We start from the raw sequence: 23821 nt of genomic DNA on the forward strand, positions 1-23821 counted from the left end.
TTGCAGGGTGTGCTGCGACGGCTGCACACGGACTGTCATCTGTCGGTCATCTGTACTACCTAGGCTGGCACTCAACCGTGCAAGCCCATTTACGGAGCGGTTTGTGCACCTTGTCGGTGCTGGTCTAGTCCAGATAGGTAACGTTGATGCGTGATGAGGCAATCAAGGCGGTGACATCCATCGGCCTGGCGCTGCAAGAGCAGATCGACCACGGCCTGTTGCCGCCTGCCAGCAAACTGCCGGCCGAGCGCAAGCTCAGCGAGTTGTTCGGTACCACCCGGATTACCGTGCGGGAAGCCTTGTTACAACTGGAAGCGCAGGGTCAGATTTATCGCGAGGAGCGACGCGGCTGGTTTGTCTCGCCGCCACGGTTGGCCTACAACCTGATGCAACGCAGCCACTTTCACGCGATGGTCAGCGACCAGGGGCGGGTGGCGTCCACCGAGGTCATCTCCGCGCGGCTGCAACCGGCGTCGGCGGCGGTGTGCGCCTGGTTGCAGCTGCCGGCACTGTCGAGCGTGATCCAGATCTGCCGGGGCCGGCGCATCGATGGGCGCCTGGTGTTGTATGTGGAGCACTACCTGAACCCGCAGTATTTCCCGGGGATCCTGGCGTGTGATTTGAATCAGTCGATGACCGAGCTGTATGCACGCAAGTACGACCTGCACTACGGGCGGGTGCGTTTCGAGATCGTGCCGACGTCACTGCCGGTGGAGGCCGCCGCTGCGTTGCGTGTGTCGGTGGGCAGCCCGGGCTTGCGTATCGCCCGGGTCAACTATGACCAGCACCAGCGGTTGATCGACTGCGACCTGGAGTTCTGGCGGCATGATGCGATTCATGTCGGTGTGGATGTCATGGGGTCAGCGCCTTGATCACCTGGTCCACATTGGTCTCCAGCTCCGCCACCGGTTCCGCACCGTCCACGTTCAGCACCAGCAGCCTGGCGCCACTTGCCGTTACCGCTGCCGTCACCGCCTCACTCGGCTGGCGATGATGCAGCACCACCGCCACATCGTTGTCCTTCAGCTCGGCCGTGAGTTTCTGTAGCGCCTCGGGCGTCCAGTCGGCATCCGGCCGTGCATCGGTGCTGAGCGCTTCGAGGTTCAAACTGCTGATCAGATAAGCAAAGTGATCGCTCAGGCTGACCACACTCAGGTTATCCGCCTTGGCCAGGCGCGCTTCGCTGTCGGCGGTGAGTTTGAGCAGGCGCTGCTTGAGGGCGGCGAGGTTGGCGTCGATCTTCGGCTTGGCGCCCGGGGCCAGGCGGCTCAGGTCGGCAGCCAGTACATCGGCCATGCGTCCCATATTGTTGCTCGACTGCCATGGCTGGCTGTTCAGGCCATCGGCAACGCCAGGCTGTACGGCGATGCCAGGCAAGCCACCATCCACCGGGCGGGCGGCGTCGACTTCGACGATACGGATATTGCTACGCCGCGCCACCGGGTACAGCGGGTCATCGGCCCACAATGAGCGCAGGCCGATGGCGGCGTCGGCGTCCAGCGCCAATTTGCTCAGGGCCGGCGCGCCACGGCCGGTGAAGTAGGACACCTGGCGTGAACCCGGCAGGTTGGCCGGGGCGGCGCGTTCAAGCTGCACATCGGTGCCTTTGAGCAACACGTCGGCCAGGCCATAGGTAATCGGCAGGGAGGCCAGTACTTTGACCGGTTTTACGGCATGAGCAGCCGGTTTGGCCGCTTGCGCCGCCATCAGCGGCGCGGTGAACATACAGGCGATGGCCAGGGCCAGGGGATGAAGAACGGAGCGCATTATCCAAGATTCCCTTTGAGGCTGGGCACTGTGCCGCGCGCGATGGCGGCCAGGGCGAAGGCGATACCAGCGACCAGGATGATGGCGGCGCCGGACGGCACGGGCAGGTCGAAGATGATCGGCAGCAGGATCCCGCACAGGGTGCTGACTGTGGCAATCGCCACCGAGACCCAGAAGAAGCCCTTCAGCGACTGGCTCAACAGCCGCGCCGCAGCCGCCGGAATCACCAGCAGCGCTCCCACCAGGATCGCACCGATGACCTTGACCGCCGCGACGGTGATCAGCGTCACCAGGATCACGAACAGGTAGTCCAGGGTTTTCACGGCGACGCCGCGCACAGCGGCCAACTGCGGATTGAAGCTGGCCAGCATGATGCGGTTGTACAGCGGCAGCGCCAGGGCCATCACCAGCGCACCGACAACCGCCAGCACCAGCAGATCGTTGCCGTTGACCGTCAGCACCGAGCCAAACAGCACGTTCTCGAGGATATGCACGTTGATCTTGCCGGCCAGGATCAGCAGCAGGCTCGCCCCCAGCGCCAGGGACACCGACAGGAACACCCCGATCAAGGTGTCCGGCGCCAGGCCCGTGCGGTTGCGCAGGTAGTTGAGCAGGATGCCGAACAGCAGGCAGTAGCCGAACAGTGCGCCATACGGCCCGGTGTAGGGCTCACCCAGCAGGATCCCGACTGCCACGCCAGTCAACGCAGCGTGGCCAACCGCTTCGGAGAAAAACGCGAAGCGCTTGACCACCACCAGCGTGCCCAGGCCGCCCAGCACCGGGCCGATCAGCAGACCGGCGAGCAGGGCGTTGACCACAAAACCGTAGGCCAGTGCCTCCGGCAGGTAGCCCGAAGAGGCCCAGCCCTGGACCATCAAGCGAAAGGCTTCATAACTCATTGCGCCGGGCTCCGAGGGTGAGTGGAGAACAGGGTCAGCAGGCGGTCCGGGGTCAGCGCCTCCTTGGGCGTGGCATCGAACAGCACGCGGCGGTTCAGGCCGGTGACGCGGTCGGCCAGGCGGCCCACGGCTTCCAGGTCATGCTCGATCCACAGCACGGTGATCCCGGCCAGGCGCCAGTCATTGAGCAGGCGCTCGAACACCTGGATACCGGCTTCGTCGAGGGCCGACATCGGCTCATCCAGCACCAGCAGGTGCGGCACCGGGATCAGCCCCTGGGCCAGCAGCACACGCTGGCGTTCACCGCCGGACAGCGCGCCCATGCGCCGCTTGCGTTTGTCCTGCATGCCGACGCGCTCCAGTGCGTCCCCGATCGCGCCGGCGTAGTGCCTGGACAGGCCCAGGAACGCCGGGCGCCGTTGGCACATGGCAGCCATGAAATCATCCACGGTCATCGGCAAGCCCCGGTCAAACTCCAGGGCCTGGGGTACATAGCCGATAGTGCCGGGCGCGGCCGGCCAATGCAGGCTCAGCCGACCCTGGTGGGGTGTCTGCCCGAGCAGGGTCTTGATCAGCGAGCTTTTACCGCCGCCGTTGGGGCCGACCAGCGCATGGATGCTGCCCGGCTGTACCTGGAAACTCACCGCATCGAGGATCGCGGTGCGACCCAGGGTCAACGACACCTTGTCGAACTCGAGCGTCGGGCCGACGCTGACCGCCTTCAGCTGTTCCGCCGCCGTCATGCTCCGGACTCCTGAATTGCCCGGATCACCGTGTTGAGGTTACCGGTCATTTCCACTTCGTACTTCTCGGCGCTGTATTCGCCGTAGGAAATATGCGACAGCGGGTACAGCTTGACCCCGGATTCACGCTGGATGGTGTCGACGTAGGTGGACGGGAAGTCCATCTCCGAGAAGATCACCTTCACGTCCAGGGCGCGCAGTTCGTCGATGGTTTTCTTCAACTGGCTGGGGCTTGGCTCGATGCCGTGGGCCGGTTCGACCACGGCGGTGACTTCCAGGCCGAACTCGCGCAGCAGATAGTCGTAGGCCGCATGCACGGTGGCCACGCGCAGGTCCGGGTTGGGTGCGCTGGTCAATTTGGCCAGGGCATCGGCACGCATCTGGCGCAGGCGCTTGCCGTAGGCACGGGCATTCTGGGTGTAGGTCTTGGCGTTGTCCGGGTCGAGCTTGCCCAGTTCGCGGGCAATGTTGTTGACCTGGGCAATCGATGCGCTGATCGACAGGAAGGTATGCGGGTTGACCACCTTGCCCGCACCGCGTGCGGCGTTACCGGTGGCGGCCAGCAATGGCACATTGGCGTTGGCTTCGATCACCGGGATGTCCGGGCGCTCGCTGGTGGCGATCATGCGGTCGGCGAAATCATCGTGGCCGACGCCGTTGAGCACGATCACGTCCAGGGTGCCGATGCGCTTGATGTCTTCGGCGCGTGGCTCGTAGGCATGCGGGTTGAAACCGGCCGGAATCAGCGGCACCACCTCGGCCTTGTCGCCGACGATATTGGCCACGTAGCTGTAATAAGGGTGCAGGGTGATGCCGATACGCAGGCGCTTGGTTGCCTCGGCATTGGCAAGGGGAGCGAGCATCAGGCTGAACAGGCCAACCAGCAACAGGCGCAACAGGGGCGATGAAATAGACATGGGCAATCGGTCTTCTCGTTCAGTGACGGTGCTGGCGGGTGACGCCGGCATCGAATTGCGCGACCACCTGCCGCCAGCCGGCTGCGATCAGCGCCTGGTCGGAGAGGTCGGAGGGAGCGGCGAGGTTGGCCTGGCGATTGAGCCAGATGTCCGGCTCGGCCCCGTGCACGCGCATCAGTAATGAACCGCTGGTCGCTGGCGCCTGGCTCAAGCCCAGGTAGGCCGAGGGTTTCAACAGTTGCCAGCGGTGATCGCCACGGCTGACCGAACTGGCGTCCTGGGCAAACGGCGCAAAGCCTTCTTCGGCCAGTTGCGCCGGGCTGGGCAGCGCGCTTTGTTCCTGCTGCAACAGCTGGATTTCATCCAGGGTCACCCGCAGGTCAGCGTAAATGCCTTGCTCGGCGGCGCTCAGGTCGCGGCGCGCGTCCAATTGGTGGCTGGGCACCGCCGCGACTTCCTGGGATTCACCGTGCAGCGCTATTACCGAGCCGGCCACCGCGAGGATGATCAGGCACAACAGCAGCACGTAGAGGGTTTCGTGACCGGCACCGGCCGGGCGTACAACCTGTGTGGTACTCATTGCGGCTGGATATCCGCTTGGTCGATTTCCACCACGTGGCCGGGACCGGCATCAAACAGCACGTAAAACTCGGCGGACGGTTTCTTGAAGGTCAGGGTCGAGTCCTGGCCGAGTTTGCCGGGCACCAGGATGGTTTCGTCGTAGCCGATCACGTCCAGGGTCACGCCGGGTGCACCGCTGCCGTCGGAGAAGCCGCCCTTGCACTGGATCTGCTCACCGGGGATTTCCTTGCACTCGCACATCGGGTTGTGGGCGAGGGCGACGGTACTGAATCCCGCACCCATCAACAGGACGCCGCAGGCGCGGGTCAGTCGCATCAAAGTCATGGTTTAACTCCTTGCTTGTTCAGCCAGGCAATCGTGGCAGGCGAAGCCTGGCTCAACGGGATGGAACCCTGGTGCATGCTGCCGTCCCAGCCTTCCATGGTCACCCACAGTTCGGCGTCGACGGGCGTGCGTTCCGGGATCGGCAGGCCGGCGCCCATGCGGTAGGGCGTACCGAAGAAGATCACCCCGGCAGCGCGCAGGCTGCGCGGCTTGCCGATGCGCAGGTAGGTGGCCTTGACCTGGTTGGCACAGCTGTCGCACAGGGCGGCGTTGAAGAATTTCATCGGGCCGGCCGGGTCGGGGCGCGGGCCTTCATTGCGAAACTCGGCAAGCTTCAGGCTCCAGGGTCCGACCTGTACGTCGCCGGCCACCCGTTCGCCGATGCCGGTGTCGCCGCGAAACAGCGCTGCATCGGCGAAGTACTTGGGCATGAAGCCCAGCGGCACCAGCAACAGCAGCACATTGAGATGGAAACGCCATTTCAGCCAGAGCGCCCGCAGAGGCGATGGTTTTACCGCAGCGACCTTGCTCATGAGTTGGCCTCCGAGGTTTGCGCCTGCCGGGCGGGGAGGGAAACCGGTTTGTGCTGTGCCTTGGCTTCACGCTTGAAGGCATTGAGGGTGGCCAGGGCGGTGCGCTTGGTCCAGATCAGCAGGCCGCTCAACACCATCATGCTCATGATCAGGCCGAAGAAGGCCCAGATCAGCTTGATCCAGATGCCGCCGAAGTCGCCGGTGTGCAGGGGGCGCATGGATTCGGTGACGAACTCCAGCTTCGAACGGTCGGACAGCAGGTGCGCCGCAGCCACTTCACCGTCATAGGGGTTGATCTGCGCGGTCTGGAACATCAACGGGTACCAGCCCCGCCCGCCGATCTGCAGGTGACTGTAGGCATTGAGCGGCAGGCTGATGAAACTTGCCTCCAGGCCAGGGATGCGCTGGGTGGCGATCTTGATCGCCTCGTCCACCGGAATCATGGGGGCCGGCACGCCGGGCGCCGACATCGGCACCTTCTCCCGGGCAATCACCGGGATGACCGGTTCGGTGGAAATCGAAATCTGGTTGTCGCCCAAAATCGCCCGGATCAGGAACCAGATGCCGGTAACGGAGATGACTGCTATGAACCAGATCGACCAGATACCGCTCAAGCGGTGGAAGTCCCCCCAGAAAATCCGCGCGCCGTGGCGAATCCGCAGGGTCGGGCGCAGGAAGCCTTTCCAGAACCGCTTGTACACCACCAGCCCGGTGACCAGCGACGCCAGCAGCGGGATGCCGAGTGCCGACACCAGGTACCAGCCCCAGCTGTAGCCATTGGTGAACGGCACCAGCCACCAGCCATGCAGGGCGCGGGTGAACTGCTGGAAGTTGAAGGAGGGGCTGATGCCCTGGATCGCCCCGGTGTACGGGTTGACGTAGACCTCCACCGAGCGTCCGTCGGGGTAGCTGAGGTCGACGCTCAAGGCAAAATGCGATTCGTCGGGCCGGCTGATCGACTGCACGTATACCTGGGGGTCATCGCGCTTGATGGCGGCGATCACCTGGTCATAGCTCAGCGGTTCGGCATCGTCCGAGGGCTTGCTCGCACGGATATCCGGGTTGGCCAGCCAGACGATCTCCTGGCTGACCACCGCCAGGGTGCCGGTGACGCAGACGATCAGTACAAAGAACCAGATAGGCAATGCCAGCCAGCTATGTACGAGAAACCAGAGTTTGGAGCGTGACTTCTTCGACATGTGAATGAGGGTCTTGATCGGAGGAGGGCAATGGAGGCCCGGAAAAGGCCAGTCGTAGCTTTTGCTGACGCGACGGGCTGTATCTAAGTTAAGACGGATGAGAATGAGAAATCCCTAAGGCGGATATGAAAGAAAATGTTTCAGGTTCACATTCGGGGCGTTTTATCGCCTTGATCGAACACGAAACATGTTCCAAGCCATCACCCAGGCGCCATTGATGGGTCGGGGCGGCTGCGTAGGATGGGCGCATACCGTTGAGCGAGCGCCGACAAAAGTGAGCCCAGAAAAATGACTGCCCGAACCCTCTACGACAAACACATCGATTCCCACACGGTGTGCCCCCTGGATGACCAGGGCCATGTGCTGCTTTATATCGACCGCCAGGTGATCAACGAATACACCAGCCCCCAGGCCTTCAGCGGCTTGCGCGAGGCCGGGCGTAACGTGTGGCGCCCAGGCACGGCGCTGGCCGTGGTCGACCATGTAAACCCCACCACGCCCAAGCGCATCGCGGCAATGCCAGACGCAGGCGGGGCGCGGCAGGTGTCCTACCTGGCGGAGAACTGCCGGGACTTCGGCATCGAGCTGCTGGACATCCTCGACAAGCGCCAGGGCATCGAACACGTAATCGCCCCGGAGCAGGGCTTTATCCTGCCAGGCATGGTGATCGCCGCCGGTGACAGCCACACCACCACTTACGGCGCCCTCGGTGCCTTCGGTTTCGGCATCGGCACCTCGGAGATCGAACACCTGCTGGCCTCTCAGACGTTGGTCTACAAGCGTCTGAAGACCCTGCGGGTCACGGTTGAGGGCGACCTGGCACCCGGCCTGACGTCCAAGGATGTGATCATGGCGCTGATCGGCAAGATCGGCGCTTCCGGTGCCACGGGCTATGCCATTGAGTTTCGTGGTTCCACCATCGATGCGCTGAGCGTCGAGGCGCGCATGACCATCTGCAACATGGCGGTGGAAGCGGGCGCACGCGGCGCGTTCATGGCGCCGGACGAAAAAGTCTTCGCCTACCTCAAGGGCAAGCCGCGTGCGCCGAAAGGCGAGCTGTGGGACCAGGCGCTGGTGGGCTGGCGCCAACTGCACTCGGATGCCGATGCGGTGTTCGACCAGGAAGTGCACCTCGATGCCAGCACCCTGGAACCCATGGTCACCTGGGGCACCAGCCCCGACCAGGCCGCGCCCATCGGCGCCCGCGTGCCCGACCCGCAGGACGTCAGCGACCCGATCCTGCGCCAGGACATGCGCCGCGCCCTCAACTACATGGGCCTGGAAGCCGGTATGCCGTTGAGCGAGATCGTTATCAGCCATGCGTTCATCGGCTCCTGCACCAACGCCCGCATCGAAGACCTGCGCGACGCCGCCAGCGTGGTGCGTGGCAAGCGCGTCGCTGAACACGTGCGGGCGATGATCGTGCCGGGCTCCACCGAAGTGCGCGACCAGGCCGAAGCCGAAGGCCTTGCAGCGATTTTTATCGACGCCGGCTTTGAATGGCGTCAGTCGGGTTGCTCGATGTGCCTGGCCATGAACGACGATGTGCTCGCCCCCGGCGACCGCTGTGCGTCCAGCACCAACCGCAACTTCGAAGGCCGCCAGGGCGCGGGTGCACGCACCCATCTGATGAGCCCGGCGATGGTCGCCGCTGCTGCCATTACCGGCCGCCTCACTGATATCCGCCACTTTGGAGCGCACCCATGAGCCTGCAACCCTTCACCCTGGTCACCGGCAAGGCCGCGCCGATGCTGGCGGCCAACATCGATACCGATGTGATCATGCCCAAACAGTTTCTCAAGGGTATCGACCGCAGCGGCCTGGACCGCGGGCTGTTCTTCGACCTGCGTTTCTTGGCGTCCGGCGAGCCCAACCCCGAGTTCGTGCTGAACCAGCCGGCCTGGCAGGGTGCGAGGTTCATGGTGGTCGGGCCGAACTTCGGCTGCGGTTCCAGCCGAGAACACGCGGTATGGGGCTTGAAGCAGATGGGCATCCGCGCGCTGATCGGCAGCAGCTTCGCGGGGATTTTCTATGACAATTGCCAGCGCAACGGGGTGTTGTTGATCACCTTGGACGAGGCGGTGTTGCAGCAGCTGGGCAAGACCGTCAGCCAGGCGGACCAGGCGCAGATCAGTGTCGACCTTGAAGCCCAGCAGATCCATTTGGCGGATGGCCAGGTGATCCCGTTCCAGATCGATACCCTGCGCAAGACGGCGTTGTTGCTGGGCCTGGATGCCATCGGCAGCACCTTGCAGCGCAGTGACGAGATCAAGGCCTTCGAACGCCGGCACCTGCAAGCCAACCCCTGGCTGAGCTAGATCGACAATCCCTTGAAATGCTCCTGCAAAAACTCCACGCAGGCCCGCAGCTTCCCGGAATACGCCAACCGTGTCGGGTACACCGCCCACACGTTGGCGCTCTGGGTATAACCGTGCAGTATCTGCACGAGCTTGCCTTGCTCCAACAGCGGCTTCACATCCCACATCGAGCGCAGCAGCACCCCGCGCCCATCCAACGCCCACTGCAACACAATCTCGCCATTGTTCGACGACAGCGGCCCGCGTACGCGCACGCTTTCCTGGGTGCCGTCGCGCTCCAGGTTCCAGATGCCGAACGCGTTATCGCGCTCCTTGAGTATCAGGCAGTCGTGCTGCTCCAGGTCACTCAACTGTTGCGGTGTGCCGCGCCGCTCCAGGTAAGCCGGGGCGGCGCACAGCACGCGCCGGTTGCTCACCAGCCGACGGCCGATGTGCTGGCCGGGGATGTCGTCGCCCACGCGGATCTCCAGGTCGAAGCCTTCGCTGACGATATCCACCACGCGGTCGAACAGGTCCAGGCGGATTTCCAGGTCCGGGTACTGTTCAGCCAGCAACGACACGGCCGGTGCCACATGGTTGCGACCGAAACCGAAGCTGCTGCACACATGCAGGTGGCCACGCGGGCTGTCATGGGCGTCGGAGAGTTCATCGGACAGTTGCTGGAAATCTTCGAGGATGCGCACCGCCCAGCGCTGCACCCGTTCACCGTCTTCGGTCAGGGCAATGCGCCGGCTGGTGCGGTGCAACAGGCGGGTGGCCAAGGTGGTTTCGAGAATCTGGATGCGTTTGCTGACATACGCCGGCGACAAGCCCAGCTCATCGGCCGCCGCAGCGAAACCGGCCTTGCGGATCACGGTCAGGAACACCCGTAGGTCTTCGGGTAGGGGCACGGTATCTTTCTTGTTAGTCATCACAAACAGGGCTGGCGGCATGAGCCGCCAGAATAGCACCGGTTGGGCAGACCTTTCGGCAGGCCCGGTTGCTTGCCGGTGGTGAACGCGATAGCAGCGAAGGCGCCGATCGGTGTCTCCCCGGCCGATAATGCCGACGATGCGCAAGAACCGGGTTACAGCGCTGCTCAGCGAAGGAAGGTCAGGACTTCGCCCAGCAGCAACTCAGGGGCTTCTTCGGCGATGTAATGGCCGGCCGGCAGGGCCTTGCCACGCACGTCGGTGGCGACTTTCTGCCATTCCTTGAGCGGCTCGAAGCAGCGCCCGACAGTGCCTTCGGCGCCCCACATCACCAGTAACGGCAGGCTCAGGTGATTGCCGGCGTCGATGTCCGCCTGGTCGTGCTCAAGGTCGATACCGGCGGCAGCCCGGTAGTCCTCGCAGATGCCCGTGGCGGCGCCCGGCAATTTCAGGCAACGCAGGTATTCGGCGAAGGCCTCATCGGTGAACGGCTTGAGCCCGGCGCTGCGACTGCCCATCACGCTGCGCAGGTACAGCTCCGGGTTGCCCTCGATCAAGGCTTCCGGCAACGGCGCCGGACGGATCAGGAAGAACCAATGCCAGTAGGCACGGGCGAAGGCTTCGTTGGTCTGCGCGTACATCGACAGGGTCGGGGCAATGTCCAGCAGCACCAGGCGTTGCACGGCCGCCGGGTGGTCCAGGGCCAGGCGGTGGGCCACGCGGGCACCACGGTCGTGGGCCAGCACCGAGAACGTGTCAAGGCCCAGCGCCTGCATCAGTTCGACGTTGTCCCGGGCCATTTCCCGTTTCGAATAATGGGTGTGATGGTCATTGGCCGGTGGCTTGCTGCTGTCTCCATAGCCGCGCAGGTCGGCGGCCACCACGGTGAAGTGTTCAGCCAGTTGCTCGGCGACTTTGTGCCAGATGACGTGGGTTTGCGGATGCCCGTGCAACAGGAGCAGACCGGGACCTGTACCACCTTTGCGGTAGCTGATGTCCACGCCGTTGACGTGGCACTGGTCTTTCTGGAATCCGGCGAACATGGAATGACTCCTCTTTGTAATTGCTTGCATCCTGGAATCACGCGGCATTCGGGGCAAGGGCAAAAACGTGGAGGGGGTGTTCATGAAGTGTGATGCAGGAGCGGGCTTGCTCGCTCCTGCAAAGGGTCAGCCTTGTTTGAACAGTGCCTTGGCACGTTCGCGGATCTGTGCTTCGGTCAGGTCTTCCTTGTGGGTGGCCAGGAACCACAGATGACCGAACGGATCCTTCACACTGGCGGAGCGGTCGCCATAGAACTGGTCCTTGGGCTCGGACACGACGCTGGCGCCAGCCGCAACGGCTTGCTTGAACTGCGCGTCGACATCGTTCACATACAGGTGCAAGCCGACACTGGTGTGTTCGGCCGGGTTGCGCAGGGCCATTTCGTCGCAGGGCGTGCCCAGCATGATGGCCGAATCGCCGATGCGCAGCTCGGCATGGCCGACTTTGCCATCGGGCATGTCCAGACGCATGACCTGGGTGGCGCCGAAGGCTTTTTTGTAGAACTCGATGGCTTCACTGGCTTTGTCGATGCCCATGTAAGGCGTGATGCTGGCGTAGCCCTCCGGAATAGGTTCAACGCTCATATCGCTCTCCTTGATTGTGGTTGTAGAGACACGGCCTCTTCACTTTAGGCCACGTTCCGTGTGGCCTGTGGGCAGTCGACGAAGTGTTGGGGCCGCAGGTCATGCAGGGGGTGTCGGTTCCAGCAACTGTGCCCCCGGCCCGCGCTCACCAAGCTGGTCATCCTGATTGCGCAATGGACACGCCTCCATCGACAAACATCCGCAGCCAATACAGCCATTGAGCTTGTCGCGCAGCAGCGTCAGCTTATTGATGCGCTCATCCAGGTCTTGCCGCCACAGCGCCGACAAACGCTCCCAATCCTGGGCGTTGGGCGTGCGCCCCTCCGGCAATGTCTGCAAGGCTTCGCCAATCGTTGCCAGCGGAATGCCCAGGCGCTGGGCGATCTTGATCACCACCACGCGCCGCAGTACATCCCGGGGGTAACGCCGTTGATTACCGGCGTTGCGATTGCTCTTGATCAGCCCCTTGGTTTCGTAGAAGTGCAGCGCCGTGACCGCCACACCACTGCGGGCGGCCAGTTGGCCGACAGTGAGTTCCTTGTTGAGCATGAAAAACTCCAGATAAGCGCTTGACCTTGACTTAACTAGAGGTTTTACCCTGCATGGCATCGAATCGCAAGATTCTGCCTACAGAGGAAGGGGAGTGTTCATGCAGGTATCAGAGAAGAATCGCAGCTTCACTCAATTGATCGAGTTTCAGATCGAACCCCGGCAACAATCTGCCCTGGTGGCCGCCCTGACCCTTCAGAGCGAACGCCTGGCCCAGGGCCATGGCGGCTTTATCAATGCGAGTGTGCTGGTCAGCGATGACGGACGGCGGGTGCTCAATTACCTGCAATGGCACTCGCGTGAAGACGGCGAGGCGGCCTTCCAGTGTTTTGAGCATGGCGAGGAAGATTTCTGGACATTGATTCGCGCCCACCAGGCCACGGCCGTGACCTTTGGTTCGTTCCAGGTGCTGCGCAGTTTCGAACGCAGCCACGACAACGCGTTGCACTGCCGCCTAAATGGATAGGTGCAGCATGCGCTCGCCTTGCACGTTTTCTCCGGGCCGGCGCTTGTTCACCGCCAGCTCGCCGATCTTGATCAGGCGCGTACGTGTGACGTTGCGGCTCAGGCCGAGCAGGTTGGCGGTGTGCACCTGGTTGTAATGGCTGAAACGGTAGGCGGCCCGTAGCAGGGCATCTTCGACCTTTTCATGCAGGGCGCCGGCCTGTTCCTCGAACAGTTTCTGGAAGGCCCGCGCCAGCAATGCTTCGGCGCTGTTGTCGCTGCCGTGCTGGCTGTCGTCCTGGCGCTCGATGCGCATGTTGGACAGGCGCAGGTCGTCGCGCTCGATCACGCCGTTCCGGCAGATCAGCAGGGTGTGGTGGATTACGTTTTCCAACTCGCGGATGTTGCCCGGCCAACTGTAGCTTTTAAGCTTGTGCTCGGCCTCGCGGCTGATGGTGATGGGGCCATATCCCAGGCGCTGGCTGTAGGCTTCGATAAAGTGCCGGGTCAGTGGCAGGATATCGCCGGGGCGCTCGCGCAGCGGGCTGAGCTCCAGGCTGACCACGTCGAGGCGGTAATAGAGGTCTTCGCGGAAATGCCCGGCGTTGATGGCTTTTTCCAACTGCACGTTGGTTGCGGCCAAGACGCGTACATCAATCGGAATGCTCTTGCGCGAACCCAGGCGTACGACTTCCCGTTCCTGCAGGACCCGCAACAGCTTGACCTGGATCGCCATCGGCAAATCGCCGATCTCATCGAGAAACAACGTGCCGCCGTCGGCCTCCTCGAACCAGCCGGCCTTGGCGCTGAGGGCGCCGGTGAAGGCGCCTTTTTCATGGCCGAACAGTTCGGCCTCCACCAGGGACTCGGAGAACGCCCCGCAGTTGACCGCCACGAATGGCCGGTTGCGCCGTGCGCTGAGGTTGTGGATGTGGCGTGCCACCAGCTCTTTACCGGTGCCGGTCTCGCCGATGATCAGCACGCTGGCTTCGCTGGGCGCCACTTGCTGGATGTGGTCGAGCAGTGCCTGGGATTTGGGGTCTTCGAAGACCTGGGCCGTGGCGCGTATCGAGGTCGCGAGGGCGGGCGAGGGCGGTAGGGTCAACAGCTGCATGGGCACCTCTCTTAGGAATAGAACGTTGGAATCGGCAGGGAGTGGTTCAGCGCCCAGTCCCCCAGTTCGTGGAGTTTGTAGTCCACCGGGTCGTGCAGGGTCTGGGTGCGCAGGTTGCGCCAGTGACGGTCCAGGCGCAGCGACGCGTGGGTGGAGCGCGCGCCGGTGACTTCGAACAGGCGGCTGCACAGCTCAAGGCCCTGCTGGGTAGCGGCGACCTTGGCGGTGGCGATGGCAATGGCCAACTGGCCGCGTTCGGTTTCGCTGAGGTTCGGGCCTTTGGCCCAGGCCTGGTCGAGCAGGTCGGCAGCGCGCTCTACCAGCAGGCGCACGCCTTCCAGTGCGACCCAGAATTCGCCGTAGTGATGCAGTACGTAAGGGTCCCTGCGCACATCTTCGGCCGAGGATTTATGCCAGGCGCGGGTTTCGGTGAGGGTGTAATTGCGCGCTTCCTCGAAGGCGCCTTCGGCAATGCCGAGAAACATGTGGGTGAACGTCAGTTGGGCGATCAGCGGGCGCAGGCAGGCGAAGGGTGTGCTCAGCGGTCCCGGATCGAGCAGCAGCTCGGATTCTTCGACGCGCACCCGTTCGAAGCTGGCGCTGCCGCTGTCGGTCTGGCGCTGGCCGATATTGTTCCAATCATTGTGCAAGGTGATGCCGCTGCGCCCGCTGGGGATCGCCGCGATCAGCAGTTTGCCACCGGCGGATTCGTCCACCGCCGAAGCGATCAGCATTTCCGAGTCGCTGGCGCCGGAGCAGAAGCTCTTTTTGCCGGAGAACTCGCGCCAGCCGCCGAAATCCTTGACCACGGTGCGCGTGTCCAGCGGGTTGAGGGCGTTGCCCCAGAACCAGTTTTTGCGCGCGGTCTGTTCGAACCAGGGTTGCCATTGGTCCGGGCGCGAAAACAGGCGCACGGTGGCGAGCATCAGGTGGTGAAAACCGAAGACATGGGCGATGGAGCTGTCGACCTTGGCGAATTCACGCACGATACCCAGGGTGTCGCTCCAGCGTGCGCCGAGGCCACCGTACTGGGTGGGAATGCTCAGGGCCAGCAGGCCGCTCTGGCGCAGGGCGTCGCGTTCAGCCTTGGGGGTGCCGCCGCGTTCGTCACGTTCGACGGCGGTCAGGGCGAATTCGGCGGCCAGCAGTCTGGCGGTCTGCAAGGGGGACGGCAGGACGCTGTGGGGTTTGGCGGTCACACGGTGTTCCTCATTGATCTCAAGCTTTGGTCGGCAACACATCGTTGGCAATCATTTCGCCAAAGGGGCCCGTGAGGTTGGTGATGCCGTGGCCGGCAAGGCTGGCATAGGGTTCCGGTAGCAACGGGAACACCAGCTCGGCGAAGCGATAGGCTTCTTCCAAATGCGGGTAGCCGGAGAAAATGAAGCTCTCGATCCCCAGGTCCGCGTATTCCTTGATGCGTTCGGCCACTTGTTGCGGGTTGCCCACCAGCGCGGTGCCGGCCCCGCCTCGCACCAGGCCGACGCCGGCCCACAGGTTGGGGGCGATTTCCAGGTTGTCACGGCGCCCGTCGTGCAGGGCGGCCATGCGGCGTTGGCCTTCGGAATCAAAGCGCGAAAAGGATTTTTGCGCGGCGGCGATGGTTTCGTCGCTGATGTGCTCGATCAACTTGTCGGCGGCTTTCCAGGCGTCCTCTTCGGTCTCGCGCACGATCACATGCAGGCGGATGCCGAACTTCACGGTGCGCCCGTGGCGTGCGGCGCGCTCACGCACATCCGCGAGTTTTTCCGCAACGGCGGCGGGTGGTTCGCCCCAGGTCAGGTACACGTCCACCTGCTCGGCGGCGAGGTCGTGGGCGGCGTCGGAGGACCCACCGAAGTACAGCGGCGGGTAAGGCTTCTGCACCGGCGGGTAAAGGGCCTTGGCGTTCTGCACGCGCAGGTGCTTGCCTTCGAAATCCACCGATTCGCCCTGCAACACACGGCGCCAGATACGTAGGAATTCGTCGGAGACTTCGTAGCGTTCGGCGTGGTCGAGGAAACTGCCGTCGCCACGGTTTTCGTCGGGGTCGCCGCCGGTCACCACGTTGATCAGCAGGCGGCCATTGGACAGGCGATCGAGGGTCGCCGCCATGCGCGCCGAGACAGTCGGCGAAATGATGCCCGGACGAATCGCCACCAGGTAACGCAGGCGTTCGGTCAGCGGCACCAAGGCCGAGGCGATGACCCAGGAGTCTTCGCACGAGCGCCCGGTAGGAATCAGCACGCCGTGGTAGCCCAGGCTGTCAGCCGCCTGGGCGACTTGTTTCAGATAATTGAGGGTGACCGGCCGTGCACCTTGGGTGGTGCCCAGGTAATGACCGTCGCCGTGCGTTGGCAGAAACCAGAAAACATCCATGACCAATCCTTAAGCGATTTTCAGCAGCGAGGGGGAGTGCGCGGCGAACAAAGGCGCTGCGCGTTCTGCCGCCAGTTGAATACGGGCTTTCAGTAATTCGCTGGTTATTTGGTAGTCGGTGAAGTCGGCCTCGGTGGCGTACACACCGATCGGCAGGGTCAGTGCCTGGAAGAAGCTGAACAGCGGACGCAGCTGGTGGTCGAGGACCAGCGCGTGGCGTTCGCTGCCGCCGGTTGCCGCCAGGAGCACGGGGGTGTTGATCAGCGCATTGAGGCCGACCAGGTCGAACAGGTGCTTGAGCAGGCCCGGGTAGGAACCGCGATAGACCGGCGCGGCGACGATCAGCAAGTCGGCCTGTTCGATGGCCAACAGTTGCGCTTCGACTTCTGCGGGCAGTTCATTACGGGACAGCGCACCGCCCAGCGGCCGGGCGATATCGCCCAGCTCGATCAGGGTGGCCTGGATCGGCAGCAAGGTATCCAGCTCAGCCAGCACCGCCTGGGTCAACACCAGGGTACGGGACGGGCGCCAGGTTCCGCCGGAGAGGGCAACAACATTCAGGGGACGGGTCATGAACAGTTCCTTTTTCAACAGTGGTTCATAGCAGGTGGAGTGCAACCGCTTGAGCAAGAGCTGTACCAACGGGTGCAAGCCTTGATCGACGCGGGTTGCAGGCTCACTGCTGAAAAATGCCGGTGTTGGCTGCCTGGTGATTTGTTGATTGGCTGTTGCCAGGGCAACAGTTGCGTGGGCAACAGTGCCAGGGCGGTGTAGTCCCGTTATAGAGGGTTGTATTTATTCCGTAAATGAACGTATTTCCATATTTATAGATCATAAAGAAATATAAAGGCGCTGCTATCGGAGGTGCCTTCGCGGTTGATAGCAACTATCAAGGCAGGTGATTTTTCACCATTAAGGGGCGGGAGTAGCCTGTGTTCATTGACTCTAAACCTCCTTTGCAGGGCCACCACCATGAACCGATTCCTCGCTGTTTCCTTATTGATTGTCAGCTCAGTCCTTGCCGGATGTGCGACTCATCCTTCGCCTGAATTGCGTCCTTACACCGCAGAAGAAACCAAGCAGTTGGCCCTCGAAGCATTGAGTCGTCGTGGTTTGTCGTTTGACGAATATCAACAGCAGCGCGCCGCGCTGACCGGCCAGCCACAGAAACCCTTCGGCTTTGATAGCAAGGGCGAAATGAATGCCGAACGCAGCGTGACCCTGCATGGTCGTCCCAGTTGAACCCGCGCCCAGCGACAAAAAGCCCGAGGTTATCCACAAGGATCCTCGGGCTTTTTGTTTGCCATGGAGCGACTTCAGCCTGTTAAGCTGAATTTCAGGAGCGTTCCTACGCACATTTACATAAAGTGGTCCTTCTTTAATGGCGTGTGATCGGTTAAACCTGACGACCTCTGTCCCGGTCCGTGCCCCTGAGACGCTGCTCTCGGGAACCTGCTCTGCGAGTTTCTAACGTCATGAATAAACGTCCGTTGTATTTCGACTATGCCGCCACCACCCCGGTGGACGAGCGGGTCATCCAGGTGATGGTCGAGTGTCTGGGCTTCAACGCCAATTTCGGTAACCCCGCGTCCAGTTCCCACGCGTTCGGCCAGGCGGCCCGGCAGACGGTCGAACAGGCGCGTCGTCAGGTGGCCGGGCTGGTCGGTGCCAACCCGGACCAAATCGTCTGGACCTCCGGCGCCACCGAATCCAACAACCTTGCGATCAAAGGCGTGGCCCAGGCGCGGGGCGTGGCGGGTGGGCATATCATTACCAGCCAGATCGAACACAAGGCCACCCTGGATACCGCGCGACAATTGCAGGAAGCCGGCGTGGCCGTGACCTACCTGGTGCCGGACGCCGATGGCTTGATCAGCGCCGATGCCGTCAGCGAAGCCTTGCGCGAGGACACCTTCCTGGTGTCGTTGATGCTGGTGAACAACGAGCTCGGCACCCTCAACGATATCCCTGCCATCGGTGCCCGCGTGCGTGAACACGGCGCGTTGTTGCATGTGGATGCGGCGCAAGGGGCGGGTAAGGTGGCGATCGATCTGGCGCTGTGGCCGGTGGATCTGATGTCGTTTTCCGCGCACAAACTCTATGGCCCCAAAGGTATCGGCGCTTTGTACGTCGGTCCGCGGGCGCAGCAGAAGGTCCTGGCACAGATTCACGGTGGCGGCCACGAGGGCGGCTTGCGTTCCGGCACCCTGGCGACCCATCAGATTGCTGGCATGGGCACCGCGTTCGCCTTGGCGGCGGCGTCTTTCTCTGAAGAAAAGGCGGTGATTGTGGCTCTGCGCCAGCGCCTGCTCGACCAGTTGGAGTCGGTGGCCGGTGTGCGCCTCAATGGCAGCGCTACACAGCGTATTCCCCATACCCTGAGCCTCACGTTCAGTGAAGGCGAATTCAACGCCGCGGCGTTGAGCGCGGGGATCGCGTTTTCTGCGACCTCGGCCTGCAATTCGGCCAGCAATGCACCGTCCCATGTGCTGCTCGCCCTGGGCCATGATGCACGCAGCGCCAGCCGCACCATTCGCTTGAGCCTCGGCCGGTTTACCACCGAACAGGATATCGACCAGGCGGTGCAACTGATCAAGGCGGCCCTCGCCAGCGCACCGGCGTTCTGGGCGGTCTGATTCATTTATCGCGACACATAACAATTATTCGTGGTTAGCAGGAGACACAATGAGTACGCAGCCCTTGACCCATGGAACGGTTCCCCAGCGCCTGGCGCATACCCGTGAACTGATGAGCCGCGAGGGTATTCATGCCCTGCTGGTGCCGTCGGCCGACCCGCACTTGTCCGAGTACTTGCCGGGCTACTGGCAGGGGCGGCAATGGCTGTCGGGGTTTCATGGCTCGGTGGGAACGCTGATTGTCACTGCGGATTTCGCCGGTGTGTGGGCCGATAGCCGTTACTGGGAACAGGCGACCAAGGAACTCAAGGGCAGCGGCATCGAATTGGTGAAGCTGCAGCCGGGCCAACCCGGGCCGCTGGAGTGGCTGGCCGAGCAAACGCCGGAGGGTGGTGTGGTGGCGGTGGATGGTGCGGTCATGGCTGTGGCGTCGGCGCGTACCCTGGGCGGTAAGCTGGCGGAGCGCGGCGCGCGCTTGCGTACCGATATCGACCTGCTTGATGAAGTCTGGCGTAACCGTCCGGCATTGCCGAAGCAGCCGATCTATCAACATCTGCCACCGCAGGCTACTGTCAGCCGTATTGAAAAACTCGCTTCGCTGCGTGCTGCCTTGAAAGAGAAGGGCGCCGACTGGCATTTCATCGCGACCCTGGATGACATTGCCTGGCTGTTCAACCTGCGTGGTGGTGACGTTTCGTTCAACCCGGTGTTTGTGTCCTTTGCGTTGATCAATCAACACCAGGCCACGCTGTTTGTGGCACTGAGCAAAGTCGACGCCGAGTTGCGGGCTGTGCTGGAGCAGGATGGCGTGATGCTGCGCGACTACAGCGAAGTGGCGGATGCATTGCGCGCGGTGCCGGCGGGCGCCAGTCTGCAGGTCGACCCGGCGCGCGTTACCGCGGGTTTGCTGGAGAATCTCGATGCTGGCGTCAAGCTGGTCGAAGGCCTCAACCCGACCACATTGGCCAAGTCCCGCAAGAGCCTGGCCGACGCAGAACATATCCGCCAAGCCATGGAGCAGGATGGCGCAGCGCTGTGCGAGTTTTTCGCCTGGCTGGACAGTGCGCTGGGCCGTGAACGCATCACCGAGTTGACCATCGACGAACACCTGACCGCTGCACGCAGCCGCCGCCCTGGTTATGTGTCGTTGAGTTTCAACACCATTGCGGCCTACAACGCCAACGGCGCGATGCCGCATTACCACGCCACTGAAGAAGAGCACGCGCTGATCGAAGGCGATGGCCTGCTGCTGATCGATTCGGGTGGCCAGTATCTGGGCGGCACCACGGACATCACGCGGATGGTGCCGATCGGCACGCCGAGTGACGAGCAGAAGCGGGACTGCACCCGGGTGCTCAAGGGCGTGATTGCCTTGTCCCGTGCCCACTTTCCGAAAGGGATCCTGTCGCCGCTGCTGGATGCAATTGCCCGCGCGCCGATCTGGGCGGACGGCGTGGACTACGGCCACGGTACTGGCCACGGTGTAGGCTATTTCCTCAACGTGCATGAGGGCCCACAAGTGATTGCCTACCAGGCGGCTACGGCGCCGCAAACGGCGATGCAAGCGGGGATGATCACCTCTATTGAACCGGGTACTTACCGTCCGGGCCGTTGGGGCGTGCGTATCGAGAACCTGGTGTTGAACCGCGAAGCGGGCAAGACCGAGTTCGGTGAGTTTCTCAAGTTCGAAACCCTGACCTTGTGCCCGATCGACACGCGCTGCCTGGTGCCATCGTTGCTCACGGCAGACGAGCGTGAGTGGTTCAACGCTTACCACACTGAGGTGCGCACGCGTTTGAGCCCATTGCTCAGCGGTGCCGCGCTGGAGTGGTTGCAGGTACGCACTGCGGCTATCTGATTACCTGCTAGGCAGTAACGTGCCAGGGCGTTTTGGCCATCAAGCTCTAACTCAACGCTTCGCGCACAAATTCCAGACGGTCCTGACCGAAGAACAGCTGGTTGCCTACAAACATACTGGGGGCACCGAACACGCCGCGTTGAACGGCCTGTTCGGTGTTGTCCTTCAGGGCAGCCTTTACGGTTTCGTCATTGGCCAAATTCAGGATTTCATTGGCGGCAAATCCGTATTCAGTGAGTACGGCAGCCACGACGGCGGGGTCTCCCAGGTGACGGCCTTCGACCCAAAGGGCATGGAACAGGCAATCAACGAAGTCCAGGAAACGGTCAGGCTGGTGCAATTGGATGCCGGTGACCGCTCGCATCAATACCAGCGTATTGATGGGGAAGTGCGGGTTGAACCGGAGCGGTACGTTGTAGCGCCGGGCGTAACGCGCCAGGTCATCGAGCATGTAGCGACCCTTTGCAGGAACGGTGATTGGAGAGGCGTTACCGGTGGCCTTGAACACGCCGCCCAATAACATGGGTTTATACACAAGCTGTGTATCGGTTGCCGTGCACAATGCCGGTAGCTGGGTGTAGGCCAGGTAGGTGGCGGGGCTGCCCAGGTCAAAGAAGAATTCCAGGGTTTTACGCATGGTCGATGCTCGCTGCTTATTGTTATGGGGGGCGTGCTTACCAGGGTTCATTCCAGGGGCGCAGGTCCAGTTCAAAGGTCCAGGCATCGCGTGGCTGGCTGTGGAGGTGCCAATAGTTATCGGCGATATGCTCGGGGCTGAGGATGCCGTCCTGGTCTTTGAGTGCGTATTTCTTCGGGAAATTGTCGCGAATGAAGTCGGTGTCAATGGCGCCATCGATCACGACATGGGCGACATGGATGTTCCTGGGACCCAGTTCCCGCGCCATGCTTTGCGCGAGGGCCCGAATCCCGTGCTTGGCCCCGGCGAAGGCGGCAAAACCTGCGCCGCCGCGCAATCCGGCGGTGGCGCCGGTAAACAGGATGGTGCCTCGATTGCGCGTGACCATGCGCTTGGCCACTTCGCGTGCGTTCAGAAAGCCGGAGAAGCAGGCCATCTCCCAGATCTTGAAATACTTGCGCGCGGTTTCTTCCAGGATGCTGCACGGCACATTGGCGCCGATATTGAACACAAAGGCTTCAATCGGACCCAGCTCAGTTTCGATCTGTTCGATCAGCGCGATGACGTCTTCTTCTTTACGCGCATCACAGGTAAACCCGTGGGCTTCGCCGCCCACTGCGTTAATACTGTCCACCAGCGGCTGCAACTTATCGGCGCTGCGGCGGCTGACGCAGGCCACATAGCCTTCGCGGGCGAAGCGTCTGGCAATGGCGCCGCCGGTTGCATCACCGGCGCCCACTACCAATACGATTTTTTTGTTGTGTGTCATGGGAACTCCGTTGGCTCGATGGTCGAGCAGGAGTTTAGACGCTGTGTCGCGAAGGGCCGGATTTGTATCCGGGTTTGATAGGAGCAGTCAGAGATGACTGCTCATTCGATTACTTACAGATGACGATCATACTGCGGCTGGTGTAGCCAGCAGGGTTGAGGCCGAATGGGTAGTCCCCAGGTTCCTCAGAATTGTCACCGGACTTTGCGATTACTCGGTAGCCCTTGGCGCCACAGGAGTTGGTCGCACTGGTGTAGCACTGCTCCCAGGAAGAGGACAGGCCGGAACAGTTGATATGCAACCCTTTTTTGCCACGTTTCACTTCTGTCTTGGTGGTCGCGGCACAACCAGCAACGGCCATGACCATTAACAGTATTAAAATTCGCTTCATTCCTATCCTTAATAGCCGCCTTGCAACGCCAGAGGCCGGCTCTACTCGCTTTCGGGTGTAGCGTTCGCGCTGTCCTTGTCGAAATTCTCCATGAATGACATTCGTTTACGGCTTAAACATGGCCTAAATGTGCGGTAAATACCAGAGCTACATTCAAACAGACTTCAATCCGAGGCAACCAGTGGCTTTGGTTCGCTGCGCATCGTTACCGTGGCGCCTACGGAGGCCAAAATGATGCAAGTGATTGCCAGCCACTGGGCGAAGGACAAGTGCTCGTGCAGGAATAACAGGCCGGAGAGTGCGCCAAAAGCCGGCTCAATGCTCATAAGAGTGCCGAAGGTGCGGGCAGGGAGGCGCGTCAGTGCAACCATTTCCAAGGTGTAGGGCAGGGCGGTGGACAGAATGGCGACGCCGATGGCGATCGGGATCAGTGCGGGAGTCAGCAATGCGCTGCCTGCGTGGACGATGCCGATAGGTGCAACAAACAATGCGGCGATCATCACCCCAAGGGCGGCGGTCTGGACGCCGTTGTCATTCCCTGCTTTCTGACCATACAGAATGTAGAGTGCCCAGCAGACGCCTGCTCCCAGCGCGTAGGCTGCCCCCAGCAAGTCGATGCCGCTGCTGGCCTCGCCCATCGGGATCAACAAGAGAAGGCCGATGATGGCGAGGGCAATCCACAGGAAGTCGACTGCGCGCCGAGAGGCGTAAATGGCCACCGCGAGGGGACCGGTGAATTCCAGGGCGACCGCAATCCCCAGGGGCACGCTGCGCAATGACATATAGAAGAGAAAGTTCATGCCACCCAACGCCATCCCGTAGACGATGACGGTGCGTAAGGACTTGGAGGTCAGCTTGGCGCGCCACGGGCGCAACAAAAGCAGCATGATCACGCTGGCGAAAATCAGGCGCAGTGCCGTTGTGCCTTGTGCGCCAACGACAGGGAACATGCTCTTGGCCAGCGAGGCGCCGGACTGGATAGAGGCCATGGCAATCAACAGCAGGCCGACAGGGAACAGTGTCGAGGCCAGGCTGCGAGGGGAGGTGGTCATTGGGGAATTCGTCCGAAGTCATATAAAAGAAGCAAGAGCGCTATGATGCTCAACTGTTTGGTGGTGAGCAATATATTGCTCAATTATCCTTTTTGATGCGTTATACAGGACGGACTTTGAGTGTTTCAGACTCTTTGATAGAAAAACCAAATTAAGGGTTGACGGCAGATTCTGGAAGTCTATAATTCGCCC

At 62.1% G+C, this 23821-nt stretch carries 27 protein-coding genes; 7 read left to right on the top strand and 20 right to left on the bottom strand.

The features are described 5' to 3' along the window. The first annotated feature begins 146 nt into the window (after positions 1-146). Positions 147-872, top strand: a complete 726-nt coding sequence (locus tag LUU92_RS09805; RefSeq protein ID WP_033900319.1) for a UTRA domain-containing protein — start codon at positions 147-149, stop codon at positions 870-872. On the opposite strand, the gene LUU92_RS09810 is transcribed toward LUU92_RS09805, so the two are convergent. The 8 genes from LUU92_RS09810 to LUU92_RS09845 are packed head-to-tail and all read right to left on the bottom strand — an operon-like array spanning position 853 to position 6964. Next, positions 853-1767, bottom strand: a complete 915-nt coding sequence (locus LUU92_RS09810; protein WP_071492267.1) for a metal ABC transporter substrate-binding protein — start codon at positions 1765-1767, stop codon at positions 853-855. The genes LUU92_RS09805 and LUU92_RS09810 overlap by 20 nt on opposite strands. Further along, positions 1767-2666 (bottom strand): metal ABC transporter permease, encoded by a 900-nt coding sequence (locus LUU92_RS09815; RefSeq protein ID WP_071492268.1) that lies wholly within the window; start codon positions 2664-2666, stop codon positions 1767-1769. Before LUU92_RS09815 ends, LUU92_RS09810 begins: the two co-directional genes overlap by 1 nt. Further along, complete coding sequence (locus tag LUU92_RS09820) at positions 2663-3409, bottom strand: metal ABC transporter ATP-binding protein (RefSeq protein ID WP_257103524.1); 747 nt, start codon at positions 3407-3409, stop codon at positions 2663-2665. The genes LUU92_RS09815 and LUU92_RS09820 overlap by 4 nt, the downstream gene beginning before the upstream one ends. Beyond that, positions 3406-4326: a metal ABC transporter substrate-binding protein gene (locus LUU92_RS09825; RefSeq protein WP_257103525.1), complete on the bottom strand. Its 921-nt coding sequence runs from the start codon at positions 4324-4326 to the stop codon at positions 3406-3408. Before LUU92_RS09825 ends, LUU92_RS09820 begins: the two co-directional genes overlap by 4 nt. A gap of 19 nt (positions 4327-4345) precedes the next feature. Next, a complete protein-coding gene (locus tag LUU92_RS09830) occupies positions 4346-4906 on the bottom strand; it encodes a DUF6162 family protein (RefSeq protein WP_257103526.1) in 561 nt (186 codons plus the stop codon). After that, on the bottom strand, positions 4903-5232 hold the full coding sequence (locus LUU92_RS09835; protein ID WP_071492272.1) for a hypothetical protein: 330 nt from the start codon (positions 5230-5232) through the stop codon (positions 4903-4905). The genes LUU92_RS09830 and LUU92_RS09835 overlap by 4 nt, the downstream gene beginning before the upstream one ends. Then, positions 5229-5765, bottom strand: coding sequence for a PA2404 family protein (locus LUU92_RS09840; RefSeq protein ID WP_092248034.1), 537 nt, complete (start codon positions 5763-5765; stop codon positions 5229-5231). Before LUU92_RS09840 ends, LUU92_RS09835 begins: the two co-directional genes overlap by 4 nt. Then, positions 5762-6964 (bottom strand): PepSY-associated TM helix domain-containing protein, encoded by a 1203-nt coding sequence (locus LUU92_RS09845; RefSeq protein ID WP_257103527.1) that lies wholly within the window; start codon positions 6962-6964, stop codon positions 5762-5764. The genes LUU92_RS09840 and LUU92_RS09845 overlap by 4 nt, the downstream gene beginning before the upstream one ends. A gap of 288 nt (positions 6965-7252) precedes the next feature. On the opposite strand from LUU92_RS09845, the gene leuC reads away from it, so the two are divergent. Together leuC and leuD are read left to right on the top strand one after the other, a co-directional pair. Next, positions 7253-8671 (top strand): 3-isopropylmalate dehydratase large subunit, encoded by a 1419-nt coding sequence (gene leuC, locus LUU92_RS09850; protein WP_257103528.1) that lies wholly within the window; start codon positions 7253-7255, stop codon positions 8669-8671. After that, positions 8668-9282 carry a 3-isopropylmalate dehydratase small subunit gene (leuD, locus tag LUU92_RS09855; RefSeq protein WP_257103529.1) on the top strand — a complete coding sequence of 205 codons (615 nt, stop codon included), beginning with the start codon at positions 8668-8670 and terminating at the stop codon, positions 9280-9282. The genes leuC and leuD overlap by 4 nt, the downstream gene beginning before the upstream one ends. Here the strand turns inward: leuD and LUU92_RS09860 are convergent. From LUU92_RS09860 to soxR, 4 genes are all read right to left on the bottom strand, one after another. Continuing rightward, positions 9279-10193 (bottom strand): LysR substrate-binding domain-containing protein, encoded by a 915-nt coding sequence (locus LUU92_RS09860; RefSeq protein WP_257103530.1) that lies wholly within the window; start codon positions 10191-10193, stop codon positions 9279-9281. The two genes, leuD and LUU92_RS09860, sit on opposite strands and share 4 nt — an antisense overlap. Before the next feature lie 167 nt (positions 10194-10360). Further along, positions 10361-11236: an alpha/beta fold hydrolase gene (locus tag LUU92_RS09865; protein WP_257103531.1), complete on the bottom strand. Its 876-nt coding sequence runs from the start codon at positions 11234-11236 to the stop codon at positions 10361-10363. A 126-nt stretch (positions 11237-11362) separates the two neighbouring features. Then, the gene (locus LUU92_RS09870) at positions 11363-11821 is read right to left on the bottom strand and encodes a VOC family protein (RefSeq protein ID WP_257103532.1); all 459 of its coding nucleotides are present in this window, start codon (positions 11819-11821) and stop codon (positions 11363-11365) included. Between the two features lie 99 nt (positions 11822-11920). Further along, on the bottom strand, positions 11921-12370 hold the full coding sequence (soxR, locus tag LUU92_RS09875; protein ID WP_071492280.1) for a redox-sensitive transcriptional activator SoxR: 450 nt from the start codon (positions 12368-12370) through the stop codon (positions 11921-11923). 100 nt (positions 12371-12470) lie between these two features. Here soxR and LUU92_RS09880 point away from each other — a divergent pair, with 100 nt between their 5' ends. Next, positions 12471-12836: an antibiotic biosynthesis monooxygenase gene (locus tag LUU92_RS09880; protein ID WP_071492281.1), complete on the top strand. Its 366-nt coding sequence runs from the start codon at positions 12471-12473 to the stop codon at positions 12834-12836. On the opposite strand, the gene LUU92_RS09885 is transcribed toward LUU92_RS09880, so the two are convergent. The 4 genes from LUU92_RS09885 to msuE are packed head-to-tail and all read right to left on the bottom strand — an operon-like array spanning position 12825 to position 16859. Further along, on the bottom strand, positions 12825-13928 hold the full coding sequence (locus LUU92_RS09885) for a sigma-54 interaction domain-containing protein (protein WP_071492282.1): 1104 nt from the start codon (positions 13926-13928) through the stop codon (positions 12825-12827). The two genes, LUU92_RS09880 and LUU92_RS09885, sit on opposite strands and share 12 nt — an antisense overlap. Before the next feature lie 11 nt (positions 13929-13939). After that, complete coding sequence (locus tag LUU92_RS09890) at positions 13940-15127, bottom strand: acyl-CoA dehydrogenase family protein (RefSeq protein ID WP_071492283.1); 1188 nt, start codon at positions 15125-15127, stop codon at positions 13940-13942. 19 nt (positions 15128-15146) lie between these two features. Continuing rightward, entirely contained in the window at positions 15147-16286 is a 1140-nt protein-coding gene (ssuD, locus tag LUU92_RS09895) for an FMNH2-dependent alkanesulfonate monooxygenase (protein ID WP_071492284.1), read from the bottom strand. A gap of 9 nt (positions 16287-16295) precedes the next feature. Then, a complete protein-coding gene (gene msuE, locus LUU92_RS09900) occupies positions 16296-16859 on the bottom strand; it encodes an FMN reductase (RefSeq protein ID WP_257103533.1) in 564 nt (187 codons plus the stop codon). Positions 16860-17258: 399 nt separating this feature from the next. Between msuE and LUU92_RS09905 the strand changes: the two genes are divergently transcribed. The 3 genes from LUU92_RS09905 (at position 17259) to LUU92_RS09915 (ending at position 20780) form a co-directional block, all read left to right on the top strand. Further along, on the top strand, positions 17259-17528 hold the full coding sequence (locus LUU92_RS09905) for a hypothetical protein (protein ID WP_071492285.1): 270 nt from the start codon (positions 17259-17261) through the stop codon (positions 17526-17528). Between the two features lie 233 nt (positions 17529-17761). Further along, positions 17762-18922 (top strand): cysteine desulfurase family protein, encoded by a 1161-nt coding sequence (locus LUU92_RS09910; protein ID WP_257103534.1) that lies wholly within the window; start codon positions 17762-17764, stop codon positions 18920-18922. Positions 18923-18971: 49 nt separating this feature from the next. After that, positions 18972-20780: an aminopeptidase P family protein gene (locus tag LUU92_RS09915; RefSeq protein ID WP_257103535.1), complete on the top strand. Its 1809-nt coding sequence runs from the start codon at positions 18972-18974 to the stop codon at positions 20778-20780. A gap of 46 nt (positions 20781-20826) precedes the next feature. Here the strand turns inward: LUU92_RS09915 and LUU92_RS09920 are convergent, their stop codons facing one another. From LUU92_RS09920 to rhtA, 4 genes are all read right to left on the bottom strand, one after another. After that, positions 20827-21417 carry a 2-hydroxychromene-2-carboxylate isomerase gene (locus LUU92_RS09920; RefSeq protein ID WP_071492288.1) on the bottom strand — a complete coding sequence of 197 codons (591 nt, stop codon included), beginning with the start codon at positions 21415-21417 and terminating at the stop codon, positions 20827-20829. A 37-nt stretch (positions 21418-21454) separates the two neighbouring features. Then, on the bottom strand, positions 21455-22186 hold the full coding sequence (locus tag LUU92_RS09925; protein ID WP_071492289.1) for an SDR family oxidoreductase: 732 nt from the start codon (positions 22184-22186) through the stop codon (positions 21455-21457). Positions 22187-22295: 109 nt separating this feature from the next. Beyond that, positions 22296-22577 carry a hypothetical protein gene (locus LUU92_RS09930; RefSeq protein WP_058426920.1) on the bottom strand — a complete coding sequence of 94 codons (282 nt, stop codon included), beginning with the start codon at positions 22575-22577 and terminating at the stop codon, positions 22296-22298. A gap of 164 nt (positions 22578-22741) precedes the next feature. After that, a complete protein-coding gene (gene rhtA, locus LUU92_RS09935) occupies positions 22742-23629 on the bottom strand; it encodes a threonine/homoserine exporter RhtA (protein ID WP_071492290.1) in 888 nt (295 codons plus the stop codon). Positions 23630-23821: the final 192 nt, after the last annotated feature.

It is taken from the genome of Pseudomonas extremorientalis, from assembly GCF_024584605.1.
GTDB lineage: Bacteria > Pseudomonadota > Gammaproteobacteria > Pseudomonadales > Pseudomonadaceae > Aquipseudomonas > Aquipseudomonas extremorientalis.

What these genes read in the sequence shown, in the direction of transcription:
- LUU92_RS09930 (WP_058426920.1), bottom strand. Translation starts at nt 22,577, where the DNA reads ATGAAGCGAATTTTAATACTGTTAATGGTCATGGCCGTTGCTGGTTGT.
- LUU92_RS09860 (WP_257103530.1), bottom strand. Translation starts at nt 10,193, where the DNA reads ATGACTAACAAGAAAGATACCGTGCCCCTACCCGAAGACCTACGGGTG.
- soxR (WP_071492280.1), bottom strand. Translation starts at nt 12,370, where the DNA reads ATGCTCAACAAGGAACTCACTGTCGGCCAACTGGCCGCCCGCAGTGGT.
- LUU92_RS09885 (WP_071492282.1), bottom strand. Translation starts at nt 13,928, where the DNA reads ATGCAGCTGTTGACCCTACCGCCCTCGCCCGCCCTCGCGACCTCGATA.
- LUU92_RS09880 (WP_071492281.1), top strand. Translation starts at nt 12,471, where the DNA reads ATGCAGGTATCAGAGAAGAATCGCAGCTTCACTCAATTGATCGAGTTT.
- LUU92_RS09915 (WP_257103535.1), top strand. Translation starts at nt 18,972, where the DNA reads ATGAGTACGCAGCCCTTGACCCATGGAACGGTTCCCCAGCGCCTGGCG.
- leuC (WP_257103528.1), top strand. Translation starts at nt 7,253, where the DNA reads ATGACTGCCCGAACCCTCTACGACAAACACATCGATTCCCACACGGTG.
- LUU92_RS09840 (WP_092248034.1), bottom strand. Translation starts at nt 5,765, where the DNA reads ATGAGCAAGGTCGCTGCGGTAAAACCATCGCCTCTGCGGGCGCTCTGG.
- leuD (WP_257103529.1), top strand. Translation starts at nt 8,668, where the DNA reads ATGAGCCTGCAACCCTTCACCCTGGTCACCGGCAAGGCCGCGCCGATG.
- LUU92_RS09910 (WP_257103534.1), top strand. Translation starts at nt 17,762, where the DNA reads ATGAATAAACGTCCGTTGTATTTCGACTATGCCGCCACCACCCCGGTG.
- LUU92_RS09815 (WP_071492268.1), bottom strand. Translation starts at nt 2,666, where the DNA reads ATGAGTTATGAAGCCTTTCGCTTGATGGTCCAGGGCTGGGCCTCTTCG.
- LUU92_RS09920 (WP_071492288.1), bottom strand. Translation starts at nt 21,417, where the DNA reads ATGCGTAAAACCCTGGAATTCTTCTTTGACCTGGGCAGCCCCGCCACC.
- LUU92_RS09925 (WP_071492289.1), bottom strand. Translation starts at nt 22,186, where the DNA reads ATGACACACAACAAAAAAATCGTATTGGTAGTGGGCGCCGGTGATGCA.
- LUU92_RS09820 (WP_257103524.1), bottom strand. Translation starts at nt 3,409, where the DNA reads ATGACGGCGGCGGAACAGCTGAAGGCGGTCAGCGTCGGCCCGACGCTC.
- rhtA (WP_071492290.1), bottom strand. Translation starts at nt 23,629, where the DNA reads ATGACCACCTCCCCTCGCAGCCTGGCCTCGACACTGTTCCCTGTCGGC.
- LUU92_RS09830 (WP_257103526.1), bottom strand. Translation starts at nt 4,906, where the DNA reads ATGAGTACCACACAGGTTGTACGCCCGGCCGGTGCCGGTCACGAAACC.
- LUU92_RS09870 (WP_257103532.1), bottom strand. Translation starts at nt 11,821, where the DNA reads ATGAGCGTTGAACCTATTCCGGAGGGCTACGCCAGCATCACGCCTTAC.
- LUU92_RS09805 (WP_033900319.1), top strand. Translation starts at nt 147, where the DNA reads ATGCGTGATGAGGCAATCAAGGCGGTGACATCCATCGGCCTGGCGCTG.
- msuE (WP_257103533.1), bottom strand. Translation starts at nt 16,859, where the DNA reads ATGACCCGTCCCCTGAATGTTGTTGCCCTCTCCGGCGGAACCTGGCGC.
- LUU92_RS09905 (WP_071492285.1), top strand. Translation starts at nt 17,259, where the DNA reads ATGAACCGATTCCTCGCTGTTTCCTTATTGATTGTCAGCTCAGTCCTT.
- LUU92_RS09810 (WP_071492267.1), bottom strand. Translation starts at nt 1,767, where the DNA reads ATGCGCTCCGTTCTTCATCCCCTGGCCCTGGCCATCGCCTGTATGTTC.
- ssuD (WP_071492284.1), bottom strand. Translation starts at nt 16,286, where the DNA reads ATGGATGTTTTCTGGTTTCTGCCAACGCACGGCGACGGTCATTACCTG.
- LUU92_RS09835 (WP_071492272.1), bottom strand. Translation starts at nt 5,232, where the DNA reads ATGACTTTGATGCGACTGACCCGCGCCTGCGGCGTCCTGTTGATGGGT.
- LUU92_RS09865 (WP_257103531.1), bottom strand. Translation starts at nt 11,236, where the DNA reads ATGTTCGCCGGATTCCAGAAAGACCAGTGCCACGTCAACGGCGTGGAC.
- LUU92_RS09845 (WP_257103527.1), bottom strand. Translation starts at nt 6,964, where the DNA reads ATGTCGAAGAAGTCACGCTCCAAACTCTGGTTTCTCGTACATAGCTGG.
- LUU92_RS09825 (WP_257103525.1), bottom strand. Translation starts at nt 4,326, where the DNA reads ATGTCTATTTCATCGCCCCTGTTGCGCCTGTTGCTGGTTGGCCTGTTC.